This window comes from Lentzea sp. NPDC055074 (assembly GCF_053608005.1).
Window position 1 is genome coordinate 812366 of the sequence record NZ_JBSGUQ010000001.1, and the last position, 20608, is coordinate 832973.

Below are 20608 nucleotides of genomic sequence, written 5' to 3' on the forward strand. Positions count from 1 at the left end.
GTTCGCTGGCGGGCGTGGTGCCCACCGTCATGACGCGGGCCCGTGTCGTCGGCCTTCACCCGCTCGCCCGCGGTGCGGCGGACTCGGCTCGACTCCTGGCCACGAGGTGTTTCGCGGTGCGCAGGGCCAGGGCGGCCATCGTCAGCGACGGGTTCGACGTGCCGAGCGACGGCATGCTGCCGCACCCGACCGCGTACAGGTTCGGGTGGTCCCAGCAGCGCTGCCACTGGTCCACCACGGAGTCGTGCGGCGAGGTGCCCATGACGTGCGTGCCGCCGCCGTGCCCGGCACCCCAGTACCGCAGCGGTTCGCCGTCGTGCTCGAAGTACCTTTCCTCGTCGGGCTTGTACGACGTGTGGTCCTCGGCGCCGAGGAGCTCGAAGATGCGGTCCGAGACCCGTTTCGCGGCCAGCAGGCCGTCCTTCACGTAGTCCGAGAGTCCGTAGTGGATGGACGGACGCGGGTTGCCGAGCGGGTCCAGGTCCGCGCCGAGCGTCACGCGGTTCTCCGGGTCGGCCTCCTGCTCGATCTCGAACTGGAGTGTGAACTGGCGGCTGACCCGGTCCGCCACCGCCTCCCGCAACGCCGTGCCGCGCAGTCCCGCCGCCACTAGCTCGGCGGTGTCGGAGTCGGGGCTGCCGGCCGACCAGCCCCAGCCCCAGTTGCCGATCTCGATGCGGAACGGCGCCCGCTCCCGGCGTTGCGGACCGCTGCGGAAGGCCTCGATGCCCGTCGTCGAGCCAGGTCCGCGGAACGGCCCGATCGGCTGCGGCATCAGCGCCCACGTCAGCAGCACGGGGTGGTCCATCAGGTTGCGGCCGACCTGGCCGCTGCTGTTCGCGAGCCCGGACATGAGCAGCAGCTTGGCGTTCTCGACGGCGTGCGCGGCGAGGACGACCACGTCCGCCTCCACCGAGTGCCGCGTGTGCCTGCCGGACGTGTCGTCCTCGTAGCGCTGGTAGCCGACCTCGGTGACCCGCCCGGACTCGTCGGCGTGCAGCCGGTTCACGACGCAGCGCGTGCGCAGCTCGACGGTGGCGGCCCACCGCTTCTGCGTCCGGTGCGGGGTGTACTTCGCGTTCTCCGGGCAGATCGGCACGCAGCTCGCGAACCCGGCGCACCGGTGCCCGTCGAGCCGGTACCCGTCCACGGGAACCCCGTTGCGCGCCTGCGGTGTCCCGACGACGAGCAGCTCCCGGCCGTCGATCCTGGCACCGTCCACAACGGACGCGACGGCGTGGTCGAGGTACGTGCGGGGCAGGGCGTGCATGGGATAGCGGTAGCCGTCCGCGATGGGCAGGTGCTGGCGTTGCTCGTCGGCGTCGGCCGCGATCCCGATCTCCCACTCCGCCGCGCGGTAGTGGGGTTCCAGCTCGGCGTAGCCCCAGGGCCAGTCACGGCCGCGGCCGAAGTCGGTGGCGTGGAAGTCGTCCGGGTGCATCCGGGGCGTGATGCCGGTCCAGGCGGTGCCGGTGCCGCCGTTCATCCGCAGGTACGGGCTGGAGTAGGCGAACGGCCCGGTGTTGAGCAGGTAGTCGCTCGACGGCGCCGCGGCGGTCCTGCGGTAGGGCTTGAGCGGCGACTTGACCGGCGCCGTGCGGTACCGGCCGACCGCGTCGGGGTTCACCTCCGCACCCGCCTCCAGGACGAGCACGTGGAACCCGTTGTCCCCCAGCACTTTCGCGACGAGCGAGCCGGCGAACCCCGCGCCGACGACCACGGCCCTCACCGGGCGCCGCTTCGGGGTCTCTGCTCCCAGCTGCCGAATCCGGGACCGCGGGTGCCCGGCGCGGCGACGCCGACCGCCTTCCACGCCAGGCCCTCGGCGTAGGCGCGCTCGCCCGGGATCACCCCGCGCCAGACCCCGGTGTACCAGAGCTGGATGATCTCGTGCTCCGGCGCGCCGTCGGCCAGCGCGCGGTACTGCTCGACCAGTCCGGTCGACCTCAGCTCCTCCGCCGAGAACCCGGTCAGCTCGGCGGACAACTCCACGAAGGCGTCCATCCGGCCATCCTCAACGGAGGAACCGTGCTGCGCCAAACACCCCGGGCAAGGCTCACCCGCGTGGCGCAACCTCCATCTCCCCGAGCGACGACCAGTCGTCCTGGTCCACGGACTGGCTGACGATCCGCGGCGTCTCGGCGAGGTAGGGCGGCAGTTCCTCCTGGGCCTTGCGGAAGTGCTCGGACCGCACGTGCGCCCCGCCCGCGTCACCGTCGCGGAAGGCCTCGACCAGCACGTACTCGGTGGCGTCGTCGAGGCTGCGCGACCAGTCGAACCACAGGCAGCCGGGCTCGGCGCGGGTGGCCTCGGTGAAGCTCCTGCTGATCTCGGGCCACGCATCGGCGTGCTCGGGCAGGACGCGGAACTTGGCGGTGATGAAGATCAAAACGGCCTCCTTCGGCTGAACGGCCCCGACCCTAGTTCGTTCGCGGGACCAACGACCCGTCCGGTGCCAGTGTCGTCCGCACGGGCCCGCGCCGCACCATCTCCGCGACGACCGCCGCCCGAGCGGCATCACGTTCTGGCCGGCCCGGAGGCGTCACCCGGAAACCGTGCACCACCACGTCGGGGACCGCGCTCTCGGCCGAGAACCCGAACATCTCCCTCGCCACCGCGTCGGCGAGCTCGTACTGGTCATGCGACTCGGCGTTGTGCGAACGCAGCATCGTGCCGTCGGCGGCCCATTCGGCGAACGCCAGCCACCCCGAACCGGAGTGCTGCGCGAACACCTTCAGCGGCCGGTCCCCCGCGTACTCCAGCACGTGCTCCGCCAGGGGCACCGTCGCGAGCTCCTGGTCGCACACGATCGTCGCCTCCGGCAGGACCACCACGTACGCGAACCCGTCGGCGGGGTAGATCTCGTCCCCCAGCTCGCTGTCCTCGACGGGCTCGATCGCGCAGCCCGGCCGCAACGCGCGGATGACCGCCTCTGCCGCCGCTCGGTCCGGCACGCCGTCGCCGTCCAGCGCCGCTTTCACGTCCCCGAACGCCACCAGCGCGGCCTTTGCCCCCATCGTGTTCTCCTCCTGCGAGTTCTTCCGGGCTGCGCGATCATCCCCGAGTGCCCGAGATGATCGACACCCGCAGGCGGAACCTGGTCGTCGCGGCCGTCCTGCTCGCCATGCTGCTGGCCGCTCTCGACCAGACCATCGTGTCCACCGCGCTGCCCACGATGGTGGCCGACCTGGGCGGCGGCGCGCATCTCTCGTGGGTGGTGACGTCGTACCTGCTCGCCGAGACGATCATGACGGTGCTGATCGGCAAGTTCGGCGACCTCTACGGCCGCAAGAAGACGTTCGTCGTCAGCGTCGCGCTGTTCCTGGTCGGGTCGTTCTTCGCGGGCTGGTCGGAGTCGATGGGGACGCTCATCGCGTTCCGTGCGGTGCAGGGCCTCGGCGCGGGCGGGCTGATGGTCACCTCGACGGCGATCATCGCGGACGTCGTGCCGCTGAAGGAGCGCGGCAAGTTCCAGGGCTTCGCGGGCGCGGTGTTCGGCATCGCGACGGTGGCCGGTCCGCTGCTCGGCGGGCTGTTCGTCGACCACCTGAGCTGGCGCTGGGCGTTCTACGTGAACATCCCGCTGGGCATCGCCGTGGTGCTGGTGGCGATCGCCGCGCTGCCGAGCATCAGGACCGAGGGCAAGCCCAGGATCGACTACGCCGGCATCGCGCTGATCGCCCTGGCGGCGACCGGGCTGACGCTCGTCACGAGCTGGGGCGGCACCGAGTACGCGTGGACGTCCCCGACGATCCTGTGGATGGCGGCCGGATCGGTCGTGCTGCTGGTCGCGTTCGTTCTCGTGGAGCAGCGCGCCGCCGAGCCGATGCTGCCGATGAGGTTGTTCCGCAGCAGGGTGTTCACGGTGTCGGGCATCCTGAGCTTCGTCGTCGGGTTCGCGATGCTCGGCGGCATCACGTACCTGCCGATCTACCTGCAGTACGTGCGCGGCGAGTCGGCCACCGCGTCCGGGCTGTGGATGCTGCCGCTGATCGCCGGCCTCATGGCCACAGCGCTCTTCACCGGCAACACGATCAGCCGCACCGGCCAGTACCGGATCTTCCCGCTCCTCGGGTCGGTCGGGCTCACGATCGGCCTGTTCCTGCTGTCCCGCCTGGACTCCTCGACCAGCTACTGGGAGATGGGCGCGTTCATGATGGTGCTGGGCGCGGGCATCGGCCTGGTGATGCAGGTGCCGGTGATCGTCGTGCAGAGCACCACGAGCTACACCGACCTCGGCGTCGCCACGTCCGGCATCAGCTTCCTGCGCACGATGGGCAGCTCCTTCGGCGTCGCGATCTTCGGCACGATCTACGCCGGCCAGCTGCCGAAGCACCTCGTGGTGCCGCCCGGTGTCGACCCGAGCGCCATCGCGAGCCCCGCCGCCGTGCACGCGCTGCCGGACGCGCTGAGGGCGCCGATCGTCGCCGGGTACGCCGAGACCGTGCAGATGATGTTCCTGATCGCCGCCCCGATCGGACTCGTGGCGCTGGCCGTCGCGTTCTTCCTGCCGCAGGTGCAGCTGCGCGACACGTCCCGTGCCTCCGCGGGCGGCAACAGCGGGGTGGGCGAGAGCTTCGCCGCGCCGCCGTCGAACTCCTACGACGAGCTGCGCAAGCTGGTGTCCACAGTGGTCGCGAAGTCCGACGAGGACCCGGGCCTCGCGGTGCTGCGGCGCTCCGGCGTCGACCTGCCGCTGGAACAGGCGTGGCTGCTCGGCCGCGTGTACCGGGCGTCGACGGACGACGGGGTGGCCACGCTCGCCGAGATCGCCGAGATGACGAAGGTGCCCGGCGGCATCTTCGAACCGACCGCGCGGGCCCTGGTGCGGTCGGGACACCTCGCGTTCGGCGACGACGGCTACCGGTTCACCGACCGGGGAGCGGACGTGTTCGCCCAGCTCGTGCGGGCGTGGCGGCGGTGGCTGCTCGACCAGCTGCAGGACTGGCACGAACCGGACCAGCGCGACTTCGCGCAGGCGCTCGACTCGTTCACCGACGAGCTGATCGAGAGCGGCCGGCAGCTGAGCCGGGTCTGAGCGCTGTCCTGCAGGTCTGTTCGACGAGAGTCACGGACGAGACCTGCAGGACGGGGCCTGGGTCCGGGCGAGCAGGGCCGTGGCCTCCGAGTCGCGGCCCTGCTCCCGGTACAGCTCCAACGCCCGGTCCCACCGTTCACGCGCGAGCACGTCCTCCCCCGCCGCCGCGTGCACGTCACCGAGGTGCTCAAGGACGGTGGCCTCCTCGGCCGAGTTGTCCAGCTCCCGGTACAGCGCCAGCGCCTCGCCGTAGTGCGCGACGGCGTCGGCGTGCCGGCCGTCGTGGTGGGCGATGTCCGCGAGGCTGTCGAGCGTGGCCGCGGCTCCCTCCGCGTGACCGAGCCTGCTGTTGAGCGCCATGGCCTCCTCGCAGTACGTGCGGGCCTCGGCGTAGCGGCCCAGGCACGCGTACCGCCAGCCGACCTCGTTCAGCGACTCGGCCTCGCGGATCTCCGTTCCGGCCAGGCGGAACTTCTCCAGTCCGGCGAGCGAGTGCTCCAGGGCCTTCTCCAGGTCGCCCTCGAACTCCGCCGCCCACGCGATCGCCCGGTGCGCGCCGCCGTGCGACTCGTGGTCGCCGGTGCCCTCGCACAACTTCAGGCTGAGCTCGAAGTGCCGATGCCCCAACGGTGACTGGCCCAGCTCGATGTAGTTGGCGCCGAGGCACCGGTGCGCGGTCGACTGCATGAGCGGGTCTCCCAGCGCCTCCGCGGCCCGCAGCGCCGTCAGCCACACGTCGACGTCGTTGTGCGTGCGGCCGCGGCGGAGGTGGTAGTTGTTCAACGCCCGGCCGATCAGCCAGGCGACGTCGACACCGTTGCGCTCCAACGCCTGGCGTTGTTCGACCATCAGGCAGGCGTGCTCGGCGTCGAACCAGGCCATGGCCGCCGCGTTCGTCGCGAACGTGAGCGCGTGGCCGCTTCCGTGGTCCGGCAACACCTTGTGCGGTTCCAGCGTGAGCGCGGCGGCGCGGGCCGTGGCGGCGTAGAAGTCGGCCAGCCGGGAGCCCGGTTCGGCGGGCAGGTCCGCGGCGTAGAGGCCGACGAGGTCGTGCATGCGGTACCGGCCGGGCACGTGTTGCTGCACGAGGTGCGCGTTCTCCAGTTCCCGCAACACCATCCGCGTCCGCGTCGCGGGCCGGTCGAGGAGGGCCGCTGCCGCCGCGAGGCTCACGTCCGCCGTGCTCACGGTGCCGAGCAGACCGAACGCGCGGGCCGCCTCGTCCGAGAGCGCCGCGACGGACCAGGAGAACACCGCCCGCAGGTTCGTGCCGATCTCGCCCGCGTCCAGGGCGTCGAGGGGCTGGTCGCGCAGTTCCCCCGCGAACGCGGCCAGCGGGAAGTCCGGTTCCATCGCGGCGCGCGCGGCGACGATCGACAACGCCAGCGGCAGGCCGCCGCACCAGGTCACCAGGTCCGCGACCACCTCGGGTTCGGCGGCCACGCGCTCGGGGCCGAGCCTCGCGACGAGGAACTCGCGCGCGTCGGCCGGGTGCAGCACGTCGAGCGACAGGGACCGCGCCCCGTGCGCGGCGACCAGCCCCGCGAGCTTGAGGCGGCTCGTGACCAGCACCGTCGCGTCCGGACCCGGCAGCAGCGGCACGACCTGGTCGGTGGAGCGGGCGTTGTCGAGCACCACGAGCAGCCGTCGTCCCGCGACGACGCTGCGATAGCGCGCGGCCCGTGCGTCGAGGCCCGCCGGGATCGTCTCCTCCCCCAGCGCCTCCAGGAACTCCCGCAGCACGGTCTCGGGTGGTGTCGGCTCGGCGGACGGGTCGAAACCGCGCAGGTTCACGTAGAGCTGGCCGGCGGGGAACTCGGCGAGGTGCCGGTGCGCCCAGTGCAGCGCCAGCGCGGTCTTGCCGATGCCGCCCGTCCCGCCGATCGCGGTGATCACGACGGTGCCGGGCGCGTCCAGCGCGGCCAGTTCGTCGGTGCGGCCGGTGAACCACGGGTGCGGCGCGGGCAGCTGACGAGGGCCCGTCGCGCGTTCCTCCACGCTGCCCGCGAGGATCCGCTGGTGCACGTCCTGCAGGGGCTTGCTCGGGTCCGCGCCGAGCTCGTCCGCGAGGCGGCGGCGCACGATCTCGTAGTGCCGCAACGCCTCCGCGTCGTTGCCAGACCGGTGCAGGGCCAGCATCAGTTGCGCCGCAAGGCGTTCGTCGTGCGGCAGTGCGTCAGCGAGCTGCCGCAGCGATGGCAGCAGCGCGGCGTGCCGGCCGTCCGCGAGCGCCACGTCGTTGCGGTCGAGCTCGGCGGCGACGCGTTCGGCGTGCAGGCTCTCGCGCTGCCCGTCGAACCACGGCGACTCGAGCCCGTCGAGCGCCTGCCCGCGCCACAGGGCCAATGCGGAATCGAATTCCCGGGCCCGCACCAATTCCCGGAAACGGAACAGATCCACCTGTGATGAATCGACCGTCAGGCGATATCCGGCGGGTGAGCGCTCGATGTCCAGCTCGAGGAGCTTGCGCAGCCTGGACACGTACCCGTAGAGCGTCTCGCGTGCCCGCAACGGCGCCCGCTCACCCCAGACCCGGTCGAGCAGCCGGTCGACCGGAACGGGCCGCCCCTCCTCCAGCAGCAGCGCTACCAGCACAGACCGTTGCCGGGCGTGGCCGATCCCGACCAATTCGCCCCGGTCGCGCACCTCGACGGCGCCGAGCAGCCCGAACTCCAAGATCACTCCCCAGCCAGTGGATTCAAGGTTCATCCTAGGTTCGTCCTTGATCAAACGGGCAACGTCTTTCCCGACGGGCCACACGGCCCGCGGGGACATCTCCCGAAATAGAAAGATCGAGGGGTATTTCGTGAAGTCTCGCAATCTCGTTCTGGCCATTGCGGGTCTGGGGCTCGCACTCACCGGACTCGCTCCGGTGACGGCCAGTGCGGAGACCTCCGGCGACGTGTCCGTCCAGGCGGTGCACCGCAAGTCGGCGGCGTGTTCGTCACCGAGCGGTCAGAAGATCAACATCTCCTGGGGCGACGGCAGCGTCACCACGACGGTCTACTACAACAACCACTGCAACCAGGCTCGCGCGATCGAGCTGGAGTTCGTGCGCGAGAACGGCGAGCGCTTCAACAAGTGCTTCGTCGCTCCCGCGAAGAAGAAGAGCAGCAAGGAGATCGACAACAGCAACCCGAACAAGGTGTCGATCCTGAGCCGCGCCAGCTGCCCGTGACCGGGTAGCGGCCGATGACCCGGAGGGCCCCGAACCACCGTTCCGGCAGCCCAGCCACCTGGGGCCCTCCACCATCGGCGCAGCGAAAGATCACCCGAGCGGACCAGGGCGGACACGTTCCTCCACATGCGACCCTGAAGCCGTGAGCACCACGCGAATCGGGTCGTTCAACGTGGAGAACATGTTCGAGCGCCCCAAGGTCATGGGCCGCAACGCCACCAAGCACGCGGCCCCGATCCTGGCCGCCCACGCCCGTTTCAACGAACTCATCGCCTGCGAGACCTACACGCCGGAAGTCAAGGAAGAGCTCAAGGAACACCTGACGACACTGGAGTTGCTCAGGAGTGACCGGAGCAAGTACGCGATCCTGCGGCGCATCCGCGGCCGGTTCCTCGCGCGCCACCGCACCGGCGAGACCTCCGTCGTGGCAAGCGGTCGCGAGTCCTGGGTCGGCTGGGTCGAGCTCACCACCGAACCCATCAGCGAGCTCGCCACCCGCCACACCGCCCAGGTGATGCGCGACGTCGGCGCCCACGTCCTCGGCGTGGTCGAGGCCGAGTCGCGCGAACTCCTGCACATGTTCTCCGCCTCGATGCTCAAGAACGTCGGCTGGACCCCGTACGAGGAGGTCCACCTCATCGACGGCAACGACGAACGCGGCATCAACGTCGGCCTGCTGACGCGCGACGACCACCAGGTCATCACGATCCGCACGCACGTGTACGCGAAGGACAGCTCGGGCGTCGTGTTCTCCCGCGACTGCGCCGAGTACCACGTCCGCACCCCGGCGGGCCCCGAGGTCGTCGTGCTCGTGAACCACCTGAAGTCCAAGGGGTACGGCGCTCCCGGCGACCCGCTGGGCGCCCGCCGCCGGTTCCGCCAGGCGGTGCGCATCGCCCGCATCGTGAACCGCCTGCGCGACGAGGGCCACGAGCACATCGCCGTCGTCGGCGACCTCAACGACACCGCGGACAGCGAGTGCCTTCGCCCGCTCTTCCAGCGCACCGGACTGCGGGACATCAGCGAGCACGAGAACTTCGACTGGGACCACCGCCTCGGCACCTACCGCGGTGTCAACGAGAAGGGCAAGATCGACTACGTCCTGCTCACCCCGGAACTGTTCGCGAAGGCCACCGGCGGCGGCGTCTTCCGCAAGGGCGTGTGGCGCGGCCCGCGGACGAAGAACCGTTGGGACGTCTACGAAACCATGACCAACGAGGTGCACGCGGCGAGCGACCACGCCGCGATCTACGCCGACATCGACTGGTCTGTCTAGAGAAGAAGCTCGACCGTCACCTCTACGACATCGCCCGGCCCGACGTCGTTCTTCTTGCGCACGGCCGCTTTCACGGGCAGCACGTAACAGCCGGACTGCTTGTCCGGGAACACCGACGTCGACCACGTGCTGGCGCCCACTCCCGCGCGCACCTTGACCGCGCCGAAGCCGGGGCCGGGCGTGGCGACGTCGCGGATCTGGTCCGAGACGTCCTCGGGGAGCGTCACGAACGTCCAGGTCTCGGTGCGGCGGGCGTCCCAGATCCAGAGCTCCGCGTCGAAGACGAACATCAACCCATTCTCACAGCAGGGGATCGTAGGGGCGCACCGATGCGGAGGTCCTCGTCGAACCGCGCAGCGAGATGCTCGCCGAGGCTGGAGCCCACCGCCGCACCAGGTCCAGGAACCCGATGAGGTCTCGCCGGACGCCCTCCAGGTGCGCGGTCAGGTCCGCGAGCGGGATCACGCACGTCGTTCCACAGCTCGATGTGACCCCACGTCACCTCGACTCCGGCTCGACACTCGGTTGTTCGCCCGTTGGAGTGACGAAGGCCACCGACCATTTCGGTCGGCAAACCTACCGAATCGGTTGGTGAACGTCGTAAAGTCGGCGGCATGCCACGCCAGCCCAGGACCGGAGTCGACGGGAAGATCCTCGACGCCGCCGCCGCGCTCTTCGCGCGGCACGGCTTCGGGCAGACGTCGCTCAAGTCCCTCGCGGACGCCGTCGGCCTGTCGAAGGCAGGTCTGCTGCACCACTTCCCGAGCAAGGACGCCCTCTTCGAAGCCGCGTGGGAGCAGAGCCGCATCCTCACCCGGCACGTCCTGGACCTGGTCAAAGACATGCCGGCGGGGCCGGAGCGCGACCGGCGGGCGCTGGAGCTGCTGACCGACTACGCGCTGGACCGGCCGGGCATGGTCGCCCTGCTGTTCCGCACGATGACGGCGCCCGGCGAGGACCCGCAGCAGGCGCAGGACGAGCTGCTCCTCAACGAGATGTTCGTCATCGACCCCGCCAGCGAACTGCCGCGCGCGATCCGGATCGTCGGCGCGCTCAGCGCCATGGCCGTGCTCACCCTTCTGGCCAACCAGGAGGGTGACAAGACGACCTGGCGCCCCTTGATCCTTGCTACCTGCTACGACGCACTCGGGCACCAGGAGGCCTGACCATCATGGCGAAACTGCTCTACAGACTGGGAATGGTCACCCACCGGCGCCGGGTTCCCGTCGTCCTGATCTGGCTGCTCGTGCTGATCGGCTCCGGTGTCGGCGCGTTCACGCTCGGCGGTGAGACGTCGAACTCGATGTCCATCCCCGGGCAGGAGTCGACGACCGCGCTCGAGCGCATCCAGAAGACCTTCGGCTCCGGTGAGACCGCGACCGCCAAGGTCGTCGTGCAGGCTCCGGACGGCCAGAAGCTGCCGCAGCACATCAAGACGATCACCGAGCTCGTGGCCGACGAGTCCGCGCTCAAGGGCGTGCGGTCGGCGACGAACCCGCTCGACCCGGCGGCGCCGAGCGTCAACCGCGACGTCAACGTCGGCTACAGCACCGTCACCTACGACGTGAAGCCCGGTGAGGTCACCGACGAGCAGCGCGCCGAGCTGACCAAGGCCGTCGACAAGGTGCGCGCGGCCGGGCTGACCGTCGAGGTCACCGGCACCGCGATGCAGGAGACGCCGCACGTCGGCGGCCCCACCGAGGCCATCGGTGTCGTGCTCGCGCTCGTCGTGCTCGCGCTGACCTACGGCTCGCTCGTCACGGCGGGCATGAACCTGCTCAGCGCCGGCATCGGCGTCGGCATCGGCACGCTCGGCATCACGATCGCGACCGGGTTCATGGACCTGCAGTCGACCACGCCGATCCTCGCCTCGATGCTGGGACTCGCGGTCGGCATCGACTACGCGTTGTTCATCATCAACCGCTACCGCCAGGAACTGCGCCGCGGCTCCGACGTCGGCCACGCCGTCGCGACCGCGGTCGGCACCGCCGGGTCCGCCGTCGTCACGGCCGGCCTCACCGTGGTCATCGCGCTGGTGGGTCTCGCGATCGCGGGTATCCCGTTCCTGACGCAGATGGGCGTCTCGGCCGCCGCCACGATCGTCTTCTCGGTCCTGATCGCCATCACGCTGGTCCCCGCGGTGCTGAGCATGCTCGGCCGCCGCGTGCTGACCCGCAAGGAACGCGCCGCCGAGGCCTCCGAGCCCAAGGACCGCGGCGTCATCCGCGGCTGGGCCGGCGCGATCACCCGCAACCGCGTCGTCGCGCTGCTGTTCTCGGTCGTCGCGCTCGGCATCGTCGCGATCCCGGTGTCGTCCATGGACACCACGCTCATCCAGAAGCCGCCGGCGAACTCGACGCAGGAGCGCGCCGACCAGATCCTGGCCAAGGGCTTCGGCGAGGGCTTCAACGGCCCGATCATCGTCCTGTTCGAGGGCGAGGGCGCCGCGGCGACCGCCACCAAGGCGTCCGAGCCGGTCGCGAAGCTGTCCGACGTCGCCCTGGTGACGCCGGCCCAGCCGAGCCAGGACGGCAGGTCCGCGCTCGTCACCGTCATCCCGAAGTCCGGCCCGGACACCGTGGAGACCGAGAAGCTCGTCGCCGACCTGCGCGCCGAACTGTCCGGTGTGGAGGGTGGCAAGGCGTACGTCACCGGTGCCACCGCGGTGAGCGTCGACGTGGCCACGTCGCTCGACAAGGCCCTGCCGATCTACCTCGCGGTCGTCGTCGGTCTCGCGCTCGTGCTGCTGATCCTGGTGTTCCGCTCGCTGCTCGTGCCGCTGGTGGGTGTGCTGGGCTTCCTGCTGACCATCGGCGCGTCGCTCGGCGCCACGGTGGCGGTGTTCCAGTGGGGCTGGCTCTCCAGCGCCGTCAACCTCGAGAGCACCGGCCCGCTGATCAGCCTCACCCCGATCCTGGTGATCGGCATCCTGTTCGGCCTCGCCATGGACTACCAGATCTTCCTGGTGTCCCGGATGCACGAGGCACACCACCGCGGTGCCAAGCCGATCGAGGCCATCACCACGGGCTTCCGCCAGGCGGCCCCGGTCGTCGTGGCCGCGGCGCTGATCATGTTCTCGGTGTTCGCGGGCTTCGTCCCGGCGGGCGAGGCGACCGTGAAGTCCATCGCCTTCGCCCTCGCGGTCGGCATCTTCGTGGACGCGTTCGTGGTCCGCATGGTGCTCGTGCCCGCGGCGCTCGCCCTGCTCGGTGAGCGCGCCTGGTGGCTGCCGAAGTTCCTGCGCTGGCTGCCGGAGCTCGACGTCGAGGGCACCGCGCTCGACGAGCTCGGCAAGAAGGACGAGAAGCAGCCGGTCTCGGTCTGATTCCGCTCCCAGGTCCGTCATGCCCGTGGTCTGATCACGGGCATGACGGACCTTCCTGCTTTGTGGGAGGCGTACTGCTCCCACTGGGACCACGGGCCCGCCGACGGCCGGGCGGTGCTCCCCCGCCTCGCCGAGCTGCGTGAGCCGGAAGCGGTCGTGCTGGCCGCGGCGGTCGTCGCGAACGGCGGTGACGAGGTCCGCGCCGAGCACGCGCGGGACATCGCGACGCTGGTGGCCACGGCGACCGAGTTGCTGCCGCGGACCGAGGACGTCTACGAGTTCCTGCTGGAAGCCGCGTTCGTGCTCGAAGGGCTGCTGGACCGGACGCACGTCCTGGCAGCGGGCGTGGCCGACGAGGAGTACGAGGTCGAGTGCCCCGAGTGCGGCACGTCGATGTCGATCCTCACCGACAAGGGCGTCAGCCGCACCGGCGACGCGACAAGGCCACTGCACCCGGCAGATCCGGCCGAGCTGGACGGCCTGGGCCGCAGGGCGTGCGACACCGCCGCCGCGCACGGTCAGGACGACACGGCGCGGGTGTTCCGGTACTTCTTCGGTCAGGCGACCTGTCCCGCGTGCGACGCCGAGCTCACGATCTCCGCTGCACTGCTGCCGGCGAACTGACGCCGCACCCAGCGGGCGACCGTGCGAGGCGGGGGCTCCACGGCCCCGCCCAGGTGTGCCACGACGGTCAGCTCGGCACCGTCCTCGACGGCGATCGACCACCCGTCACGTTTGGTCCACAACAGCGCCACGTCGAGATCGGGATGGTCCGGGAGCCTGCCGTCCACGGCGATGTACACGCGCAACGGCTTCTGGCGGTCGATGCAGGAGGACTCGCCGCTCAGGCCGAGTTCCCGGGTGACCCTCAGTGCGTAGTCAAGCTCGATCACGTCGTCCTCCGTCCAAAACCGGGGCAACAACGCCGACTGCTTGACGCAGGGCGCGGTTACCCCGGTGGACGGGCGGTGAAACTCAGTCGTTCTTCACGTACGTGCCGTGCAGCTCCACCGGCTTGGACCGCCGTGCCCGCATCCGCAGGTTCAGGAACTCCACGAACACCGAGAACGCGATCGGCCCGTACACGTACCCCTTCGGGATGTGCTGGTCGAAGCCCTCGGCGATCAGGCTGCCGCCGATCAGCAGCAGGAACGACAGCGCGAGCATCTTCACCGTCGGGTGGCGGTTCACGAACTCCGAGATCGCCTTGGCGGAGACCAGCATCACGACCATCGCCACGACCACGGCCGCGATCATGATGCTCAGCTCGTCGACCATGCCGACCGCGGTGATCACCGAGTCGAGCGAGAAGACGATGTCCAGCACCAGGATCTGCGCGATCACGCTCGCGAACGAGACGGCCTTGCGCTCCTTGGCGTGGTCACCGCCCTCGAGCTGCTCGTGGATCTCGAACGTCGCCTTGCCGAGCAGGAACAGGCCACCCAGCAACAGGATCAGGTCGCGCCCGGACATCTCCTGGCCGAACAGCGAGAACAACGGCGCCGTCAGCCCGATCACCCACGCCAGCGACGCGAGCAGGAGCAGGCGCGTGACCAGGGCCAGGGAGAGACCCACGACCTGGGCCCGGCGCCGCTGTTCCTCCGGCAGGCGCCCGGCCAGGATCGAGATGAAGACGACGTTGTCGATGCCGAGCACGATCTCGAGCAGCAGCAGTGTCGCGAACGCGACCCACAGCTCCGGGCTCGTCATCCACTCCATCAACGGTTCCTTTCAGGTCGTGGGCTCGACAGGCCTTACTCGCCGCCGTCGCCGAAGTCCTCGAACGCGTCGTCCATCATCTCGCCGACGACCATGCCGCCGACGAGTCCGGCGGCACCGGCCGCGACGACCGTGCCCATGCCGGGACCGCCGCGGTGGTGGCCGCCGTGGTGCCCGTGCTGGTCGTAGTGCCCGTGCTGACCGTGCTGACCGTGGCCGAACATGCCGCCGCTGCGCTCCGCGATCTGGGACAGCCAGCCGTTGACGGACGACGCCCAGTCGGCCACCTGGGCCTCCTGGTGCGACAACCGGAAGTGGCCGAACGCGTCCCCGCCCGACGAGAACATCCCGCCGCGCCTGTCGGCCTCGAGGATCACGTACAGCTCGTGCGGGTTCGCCACGAACGTCAGCTCGACCTGCTGGATCCGCCCGGCGAACTGGGCCGGCGGGAAGAACTCGATCTCCTGGTAGAAACCGAGCTCCTGCGGCACGCCGTGCAGGCGACCGGCCTCGACGTCCGCGCTGCGGAACGAGAAACCGAGCTGCCCGAACGCGGTGAGCACCGCGTCCTGCGACGGCAGCGGGTGGACCAGCACGGGGTCGAGGTCGCCCTTGTCCGGCGCGCCCGCGATCACGAGCTCGGTCCGCACGCCCACGGTCATGCCGGGCAGCTGGCCGCCGCCCACCGCGGTGATCGGGGTCTCCCACGGGATCGGCAGCTGGAACGGGATGGCGACCAGCTGGCCGGCCCCGACCCGCACGCCCTGCTGCACGACGACCCGCAGGAACTCCGACACGCCGCCGTACTCGTGGTCCCCGTGCTCGACCTCGACGCGGGTGACGAGCGACAGCACGACCTGACCGATCTCGGCGTCCGCGCTGCCCCCCTGGATGCGCACCTGTCCGGTGACGACCTGGCCGGGCGAGGCGTGCGGCGAGTCCAGCACGGTGTCGACCGACGGGCCGCCGACGCCGAAGGCGCTGAGCATCCGTTTGAACATGGTGTGTTTCCTCCCTGGGAAACTCCGGTCAGCGGGCGCTGACCGGACGGGTGTCGGTTTCGTCCTCGAAGTCGCCGATCAGCTCTTCGAGGAGGTCCTCGAGTGCCGCGATGCCGAGAATTGGCCGCTCCTCCGGAGACGGCGGCGAGTTCGCCTCTGAGTCGGCCATCCGGTCACCGCTTCGGCCCGAATCGCCTTCGGTGGTTGACCCGAAGGGGCGACCGGACGACCGACGCGAACTCGCGGTTCCGCAGTCCTGCACCAGCGCGAGCTGCGCCCGCGCGTCCCGCATCTCGGTCACGGCCTGGGCGACCGGCGTCGACGCGGACAGCGTCAGCACCGGGCCCATCAGCTCGCGGGCGGGCGGGTCCTCGCCGCGGGCCGTGGCGCGCATGGCCTCGCGGATGTGCACGAGCCCGACGTAGTCGCCGCGCAGGTCGGTGACCGGGAAGCGCGACCGTCCACAGTGGAGGCTGCGATGCTCGATCTCCCGCGCGGTGGTGTGCTCGGTGACCGACGCCGCTTCCTCGATCGGGATCATCACCTCGCTCACGGTCGTGCGCTGGACCTGGAGCATCCTCGTCAGCAGCCGTTGCTGGGCCTCGGGGATGAGGCCGTGCTCGGCGGACTGGCGCAGCAGCATCCTCAGGTCGTCCGGCCGGTGCGCCTGCGCCAGCTCGTCCTGCGGCTCGACCTTCATCAGGCGCAGCAGGGCGTTCGAGATCGCGTTGAGTCCGCTGAGGAGCCAGCGGACCGAGCGGGCGAACGCGCGGAACGGCAGCGCCAGGATCAGCGCGGACCGCTCGGGGTGCGCGATGGCCCACGACTTCGGTGCCATCTCGCCGACGACCATGTGCAGGAACACCACCAGCACCAGGCTGATCGTGAACGCGATGCCGTAGGCGAACGCCTCCGGCAGGCCGGTCAGGCGCAACGCCGGTTCCAGCAGGTCCGCGACGGCCGGCTTGGCCAGCGCGCCCAGGCCCAGGGTGCACAGCGTGATGCCGAGCTGGGCACCCGCGAGCATCAGCGACAGCTCGCGGACACCGGCCACGGCGGCACGCGCCGCCCGGGACGTCTCGGCGGCCTGTTCCAGCCGGTGGCGCTTCGACGCGATCAACGCGAACTCGGCGGCCACGAAGAAGGCGTTCAACGCCAGCAGGACGACGGAGATGGCGATGCTCATCGGGCCGCCTCCATGACGTTGATCTCGACGGAGTCCGGCACGTTGCGCGCCACCGCCGTCACCAGCAGCGTCACGCTCCCGAGCACGACCTCGTCGCCGACCTCCGGCACGCGGCCGAGCTGGTGCAGCACCAGGCCCGACACGGTGTCGTAGGCGTCGTCCTCCGGCAGCTCGACACCGGTCACGTCCTCGACCTCGTCGAGGCGCATCCGGCCGGGCACCTGCCAGCGGTGCTCACCGAGGGGCGCGATCGCGTCCTCGACCAGGTCGTCCTCGTCGTGGATCTCCCCGACGAGCTCCTCGGCCAGGTCCTCCAGCGAGATCACGCCGGCGAACCCGCCGAACTCGTCGACCACGCAGGCGAGCTGACGGCGTTCGGTGCGCAGCCTCTCCAGCACGGCCGGCAACGGGAGCGTCGACGGGACCACGAGCGCGGGCGAGGCGATCTTCTCGATGGCCACCGCGGCCCGTTCCTCGGGAGGCAGCGTCAGCACCTCGGCCAGGCCGACGACACCGCGCAGGTCGTCCAGGTCCTCGCCGACCACCGGGAAACGCGAGTTCCCGGTGTCCAGCAACGAGACCACGAGCGCGGCCGGTTCGTCGAACCGCACGGTGTGGACGTTCACGCGGGGCGTCATCGCCTGTTCGGCCACGAGCTCGCGGAAGCCGATGCCGTGCTCCAGCAGGCGCGTCAGCTCGGGGTCCAGGTGTCCCTGCTCCCCCGCCTCCTCCACGATCTGCTTGAAGTCCTCCGGCGTCGCGCCCTGCGGGAGCTCCTCGACGGGCTCGATGCCGATCGCACGCAGCAAGCGGTTCGCGGCCGCGTCGAACAACCTGATCACCGGTCCGGCGATCTTCAGATAGAGAAGCGTCGAGGAGCTCAGGGCGAGCGCGAGCTGTTCGGGCCGCGCGATGGCGAGGTTCTTGGGCAGCAGCTCACCGAGCACCATCTGCACGACGGTGGCGAAGGTCAGCGCGATCACCATGGAACCCGGCACGCCGAGACCGGTGCCGAGCAGCGGCTCGGCCACGTATCCCACGAGCAGCGCCGTCACCGTGATGCCGAACTGGGCACCGGACAGCATGAACGAGAGCTTCTGCGTCACGCGGTAGGCACGGTCGGCGGCCTTGGAGCCGCCCTCGGCCAACTGCTGCAGGCGGCCGCGGTCGACCGCCATGTAGGCGAACTCCTGCGCGACGAAATAACCGGTGGCCGCGGTGAGGGCCACGATGGCGAGCAAGCCGGACACGATCAACAAGTCGCACCCGGCCCAGTACTACAGCCGTCTACGTCGGCTTCTTCAGGCATGTACCAACAGTAGCACGTAGCACTGTATGGTTTGGGGGACGGGAGGTCGTCCCCTTGCCCGAAGCACTGCTGAAGATCGGCGAGCTCGCCGCCCGCGCCGGCGTGAGCATCCGCACCGTCGACTACTACACGACGCTGGGCCTGATCAGCCCAGCCCAGCGCACCGCGAGCAACTACCGCCTCTACCGCGGCGACGACGTGGAGCGCATCCACCTCGTCCAACGCCTGGAGGTCCACGGTCTTCCCCTGGAGGACATCGCTCGCGCGTTCACGGCCGGTCCCGCCGACACCGCGGCCGTGCTCGGCCAGATCGACACGGACCTGCGCACGCTCCAGGAGGCCGCCGACGCCGCGTCCCCGGAGATGCACGGCCTGCTGTCGGTGATCGCGAACCGGGTGCACTCGCTGATCACCATCGCTTTGCAGCTGCCGCCGGACCTCCCGATGTAGCTAAGGTCGGAGCAGGACGACCGGGAGGCGCAGTGGGACTTCGCAGCGAGCACTGGTACGCAGGTCAGGACCGCAACGCCTACATCCACCGCGCCTGGATGCGCCGCGGCACACCGGACGACGCGTTCGGCAGGCCGCAGATCGCCATCGCCAACACCGCCTCCGACCTCACGCCGTGCAACGCGCACCTCGACGAGGTCGCGAAGTCCGTCTCGAACGGTGTGTACGAGGCGGGCGGCATCCCGCTGAACCTTCCCGTGGTGTCGCTGGGCGAGACCAACGTCCGCCCCACCGCGATGCTCTGGCGCAACATGGCCGCGATGGCGGCCGAGGAGATGCTGCGCGCCAACCCCGTCGACGGCGTGGTGCTGCTGGGCGGGTGCGACAAGACGATCCCGGCACTGCTGATGGCCGCCGCGTCCGTCGACATCCCGGCGGTCGTGGTGCCGGGCGGGCCGATGCTGACCGGCACGTTCCGCGGCGTTCCCCTGGGCTGCGGCACGGACGTGTGGCGGCTGTCGGAGGAGGTGCGCGCGGGCACGTTGTCGCAGGAGGCGTTCGTGCGCTCCGAGTCGGCGATGATCCGCAGCCGCGGCCACTGCAACACCATGGGCACCGCGTCGACGATGGCGCTGGTCGCCGAGGCGCTGGGCACCGTCGTCCCCGGCGTGGCGGGCACCCCGGCGGCCGACAGCAGGCTCCTCGAGGCCTCGCACGGCACCGGCAGGCTGGTCGTGGAGCTGGTCTCGGCGGACCGCAGGCCGAGCACGTTCCTGTCGAAGGCCTCGTTCCACAACGCGATCGTGGCGCTGGCCGCGATCGGCGGCTCGACCAACGCCGTGGTGCACCTGCTCGCGATCGCCGGCCGTCTCGGCGTCGACCTGACGCTGGACGACTTCGACCGCATCGGCTCCGGTGTGCCGCTGCTGGTGGACCTGCAGCCCGCGGGCCGGTTCCTGATGGAGGACTTCCACCGCGCCGGCGGGCTTCTCGCCGTGCTGCGGGAGGTGCGCGACCTGCTCGACCCCACCGGGCTCACCGTCACCGGACGGCCGCTCGTCGACCACCTGGACGACGCGCCGATCTGGGACCCCGAGGTCATCCGCGGCCGTGCGGAACCGATCATCCCGGAGGGCGGGATCGCGGTGCTGCGCGGCAACCTGGCGCCGTCGGGGGCTCTGATCAAACCGGCAGCCGCGTCGCCACACCTGTTGCAGCACCGGGGCAGGGCCGTCGTGTTCGACAGCATCGAGGACTTCCACGCCCGCGTCGACGACCCCGGCCTCGACGTGGACGCGGACTCCGTGCTGGTGCTGCGGGGCTGCGGCCCGCGCGGGTATCCGGGCATGCCCGAGGTGTCGAACATGCCGTTGCCGAAGAAGCTGCTGGAGCAGGGCGTGCGCGACATGGTCCGGATCTGCGACGGGCGCATGAGCGGCACCGCGTACGGCACCGTCGTGCTGCACGTGGCACCGGAGGCGGCGGCGGGCGGGCCGCTCGGGCTGGTGCGCACCGGCGACGTCATCGTGCTGGACGTGGAGAACCGCCGCGTCGACGTGGAGGCGCCGGACTTCCTGTCCCGCACGCCGAACGCCGCGACGACCGAGGCGTTCGCGGCACCGAAACGGGGCTGGGAACGGCTTTACGTCGACCACGTGCTCGGCGCCGACACCGGTGCCGACCTGGACTTCCTGGTCGGCTCCAGCGGCAGCGAAGTCGCCCGCGAATCACACTGATGCGCGCGCCCGGCCGACCCGAGATCGTCTGCCTCTGCGGCTCCGCCCGGTTCGTCGACGAGATCCGAGCGGCGAACCGTGAGCTGACCTTCGCGGGCGTCATCGTCGTCGCGCCGGGCGAGGCGGACGGGGTCGTCACCGGCGAGCAGAAGGCCGTGCTCGACGCCCTCCACCTGCGCAAGATCGACCTGGCCGACCGGGTCCTGGTCGTGAACCCCGGCGGGTACGTCGGTGAGTCCGTGCGCAGGGAGATCGCCTACGCCCGCGCCATCGGCAAGCCGGTCTCGTTCACCGGCTAGGTGTGATGTCCGGGGAGGTTGGTCAGCCGGGTGATGGGTGGTTGGCCTCCGAGGGCGGAGTGGGCTCGGTGGTGATTGTAGAAATGCAGCC

21 protein-coding genes are annotated in these 20608 nt (G+C 70.5%); 9 read left to right on the forward strand and 12 right to left on the reverse strand.

Going from position 1 to position 20608, the window contains the following annotated elements; all coding sequences use genetic code 11:
• Nucleotides 1–55: 55 nt before the first annotated feature.
• From ACWF7A_RS03830 to ACWF7A_RS03845, 4 genes are read right to left on the reverse strand one after another with little or no spacing between them, the layout of a single operon-like run.
• The gene (locus ACWF7A_RS03830) at nt 56–1729 is read right to left on the reverse strand and encodes a GMC family oxidoreductase (protein WP_452248871.1); all 1674 of its coding nucleotides are present in this window, start codon (nt 1727–1729) and stop codon (nt 56–58) included.
• Entirely contained in the window at nt 1726–2004 is a 279-nt protein-coding gene (locus ACWF7A_RS03835) for a hypothetical protein (RefSeq protein WP_452248872.1), read from the reverse strand. Before ACWF7A_RS03835 ends, ACWF7A_RS03830 begins: the two co-directional genes overlap by 4 nt.
• Before the next feature lie 52 nt (nt 2005–2056).
• Nucleotides 2057–2389 (reverse strand): putative quinol monooxygenase, encoded by a 333-nt coding sequence (locus ACWF7A_RS03840; RefSeq protein ID WP_452248873.1) that lies wholly within the window; start codon nt 2387–2389, stop codon nt 2057–2059.
• A gap of 31 nt (nt 2390–2420) precedes the next feature.
• Nucleotides 2421–3017, reverse strand: coding sequence for a DUF6928 family protein (locus ACWF7A_RS03845; RefSeq protein WP_452248874.1), 597 nt, complete (start codon nt 3015–3017; stop codon nt 2421–2423).
• 56 nt (nt 3018–3073) lie between these two features.
• Here ACWF7A_RS03845 and ACWF7A_RS03850 point away from each other — a divergent pair, with 56 nt between their 5' ends.
• Nucleotides 3074–5038, forward strand: a complete 1965-nt coding sequence (locus tag ACWF7A_RS03850; RefSeq protein ID WP_452248908.1) for an MDR family MFS transporter — start codon at nt 3074–3076, stop codon at nt 5036–5038.
• Nucleotides 5039–5068: 30 nt separating this feature from the next.
• Here the strand turns inward: ACWF7A_RS03850 and ACWF7A_RS03855 are convergent, their stop codons facing one another.
• Entirely contained in the window at nt 5069–7714 is a 2646-nt protein-coding gene (locus ACWF7A_RS03855) for a BTAD domain-containing putative transcriptional regulator (RefSeq protein WP_452248875.1), read from the reverse strand.
• A 130-nt stretch (nt 7715–7844) separates the two neighbouring features.
• Here ACWF7A_RS03855 and ACWF7A_RS03860 point away from each other — a divergent pair, with 130 nt between their 5' ends.
• Together ACWF7A_RS03860 and ACWF7A_RS03865 are read left to right on the forward strand one after the other, a co-directional pair.
• On the forward strand, nt 7845–8216 hold the full coding sequence (locus tag ACWF7A_RS03860; RefSeq protein ID WP_452248876.1) for a hypothetical protein: 372 nt from the start codon (nt 7845–7847) through the stop codon (nt 8214–8216).
• 142 nt (nt 8217–8358) lie between these two features.
• On the forward strand, nt 8359–9492 hold the full coding sequence (locus ACWF7A_RS03865) for an endonuclease/exonuclease/phosphatase family protein (protein WP_452248877.1): 1134 nt from the start codon (nt 8359–8361) through the stop codon (nt 9490–9492).
• On the opposite strand, the gene ACWF7A_RS03870 is transcribed toward ACWF7A_RS03865, so the two are convergent.
• A complete protein-coding gene (locus ACWF7A_RS03870) occupies nt 9489–9782 on the reverse strand; it encodes a DUF1905 domain-containing protein (protein ID WP_452248878.1) in 294 nt (97 codons plus the stop codon). The genes ACWF7A_RS03865 and ACWF7A_RS03870 overlap by 4 nt on opposite strands.
• Before the next feature lie 10 nt (nt 9783–9792).
• Nucleotides 9793–9957, reverse strand: coding sequence for a hypothetical protein (locus ACWF7A_RS03875; RefSeq protein WP_452248879.1), 165 nt, complete (start codon nt 9955–9957; stop codon nt 9793–9795).
• 149 nt (nt 9958–10106) lie between these two features.
• Here ACWF7A_RS03875 and ACWF7A_RS03880 point away from each other — a divergent pair, with 149 nt between their 5' ends.
• Genes ACWF7A_RS03880 through ACWF7A_RS03890 form a run of 3 tightly spaced genes read left to right on the forward strand, consistent with a single transcriptional unit; the run spans nt 10107 to nt 13441 of the window.
• Nucleotides 10107–10658 carry a TetR/AcrR family transcriptional regulator gene (locus ACWF7A_RS03880; RefSeq protein WP_452248880.1) on the forward strand — a complete coding sequence of 184 codons (552 nt, stop codon included), beginning with the start codon at nt 10107–10109 and terminating at the stop codon, nt 10656–10658.
• A 5-nt stretch (nt 10659–10663) separates the two neighbouring features.
• Nucleotides 10664–12817, forward strand: a complete 2154-nt coding sequence (locus ACWF7A_RS03885) for an MMPL family transporter (RefSeq protein ID WP_452248881.1) — start codon at nt 10664–10666, stop codon at nt 12815–12817.
• Nucleotides 12818–12859: 42 nt separating this feature from the next.
• Nucleotides 12860–13441, forward strand: a complete 582-nt coding sequence (locus ACWF7A_RS03890; protein WP_452248882.1) for a hypothetical protein — start codon at nt 12860–12862, stop codon at nt 13439–13441.
• On the opposite strand, the gene ACWF7A_RS03895 is transcribed toward ACWF7A_RS03890, so the two are convergent.
• From ACWF7A_RS03895 to ACWF7A_RS03915, 5 genes are all read right to left on the reverse strand, one after another.
• A complete protein-coding gene (locus tag ACWF7A_RS03895; protein ID WP_452248883.1) occupies nt 13375–13710 on the reverse strand; it encodes a DUF6292 family protein in 336 nt (111 codons plus the stop codon). The genes ACWF7A_RS03890 and ACWF7A_RS03895 overlap by 67 nt on opposite strands.
• 82 nt (nt 13711–13792) lie before the next feature.
• Nucleotides 13793–14536 carry a TerC family protein gene (locus ACWF7A_RS03900; RefSeq protein WP_452248884.1) on the reverse strand — a complete coding sequence of 248 codons (744 nt, stop codon included), beginning with the start codon at nt 14534–14536 and terminating at the stop codon, nt 13793–13795.
• Between the two features lie 35 nt (nt 14537–14571).
• Nucleotides 14572–15537, reverse strand: coding sequence for a sporulation protein (locus ACWF7A_RS03905; protein WP_452248885.1), 966 nt, complete (start codon nt 15535–15537; stop codon nt 14572–14574).
• Between the two features lie 28 nt (nt 15538–15565).
• Nucleotides 15566–16723 (reverse strand): hemolysin family protein, encoded by a 1158-nt coding sequence (locus ACWF7A_RS03910; protein WP_452248886.1) that lies wholly within the window; start codon nt 16721–16723, stop codon nt 15566–15568.
• A complete protein-coding gene (locus ACWF7A_RS03915; RefSeq protein WP_452248909.1) occupies nt 16720–17973 on the reverse strand; it encodes a hemolysin family protein in 1254 nt (417 codons plus the stop codon). The genes ACWF7A_RS03910 and ACWF7A_RS03915 overlap by 4 nt, the downstream gene beginning before the upstream one ends.
• Nucleotides 17974–18086: 113 nt before the next feature.
• Here ACWF7A_RS03915 and ACWF7A_RS03920 point away from each other — a divergent pair, with 113 nt between their 5' ends.
• The 3 genes from ACWF7A_RS03920 to ACWF7A_RS03930 are packed head-to-tail and all read left to right on the forward strand — an operon-like array spanning nt 18087 to nt 20517.
• A complete protein-coding gene (locus tag ACWF7A_RS03920; protein ID WP_452248887.1) occupies nt 18087–18482 on the forward strand; it encodes a helix-turn-helix domain-containing protein in 396 nt (131 codons plus the stop codon).
• 32 nt (nt 18483–18514) lie between these two features.
• Nucleotides 18515–20218, forward strand: coding sequence for an IlvD/Edd family dehydratase (locus tag ACWF7A_RS03925; RefSeq protein ID WP_452248888.1), 1704 nt, complete (start codon nt 18515–18517; stop codon nt 20216–20218).
• Nucleotides 20218–20517 (forward strand): hypothetical protein, encoded by a 300-nt coding sequence (locus ACWF7A_RS03930; RefSeq protein ID WP_452248889.1) that lies wholly within the window; start codon nt 20218–20220, stop codon nt 20515–20517. The genes ACWF7A_RS03925 and ACWF7A_RS03930 overlap by 1 nt, the downstream gene beginning before the upstream one ends.
• Nucleotides 20518–20608 lie beyond the last annotated feature (91 nt).

Bases quoted from the DNA above. Each gene is read 5' to 3' on its own strand.
- ACWF7A_RS03835 (WP_452248872.1), bottom strand. From the start codon at position 2,004: ATGGACGCCTTCGTGGAGTTGTCCGCCGAGCTGACCGGGTTCTCGGCG.
- ACWF7A_RS03845 (WP_452248874.1), bottom strand. From the start codon at position 3,017: ATGGGGGCAAAGGCCGCGCTGGTGGCGTTCGGGGACGTGAAAGCGGCG.
- ACWF7A_RS03850 (WP_452248908.1), top strand. From the start codon at position 3,074: ATGATCGACACCCGCAGGCGGAACCTGGTCGTCGCGGCCGTCCTGCTC.
- ACWF7A_RS03870 (WP_452248878.1), bottom strand. From the start codon at position 9,782: ATGTTCGTCTTCGACGCGGAGCTCTGGATCTGGGACGCCCGCCGCACC.
- ACWF7A_RS03880 (WP_452248880.1), top strand. From the start codon at position 10,107: ATGCCACGCCAGCCCAGGACCGGAGTCGACGGGAAGATCCTCGACGCC.
- ACWF7A_RS03885 (WP_452248881.1), top strand. From the start codon at position 10,664: ATGGCGAAACTGCTCTACAGACTGGGAATGGTCACCCACCGGCGCCGG.
- ACWF7A_RS03890 (WP_452248882.1), top strand. From the start codon at position 12,860: ATGACGGACCTTCCTGCTTTGTGGGAGGCGTACTGCTCCCACTGGGAC.
- ACWF7A_RS03900 (WP_452248884.1), bottom strand. From the start codon at position 14,536: ATGGAGTGGATGACGAGCCCGGAGCTGTGGGTCGCGTTCGCGACACTG.
- ACWF7A_RS03905 (WP_452248885.1), bottom strand. From the start codon at position 15,537: ATGTTCAAACGGATGCTCAGCGCCTTCGGCGTCGGCGGCCCGTCGGTC.
- ACWF7A_RS03910 (WP_452248886.1), bottom strand. From the start codon at position 16,723: ATGAGCATCGCCATCTCCGTCGTCCTGCTGGCGTTGAACGCCTTCTTC.
- ACWF7A_RS03930 (WP_452248889.1), top strand. From the start codon at position 20,218: ATGCGCGCGCCCGGCCGACCCGAGATCGTCTGCCTCTGCGGCTCCGCC.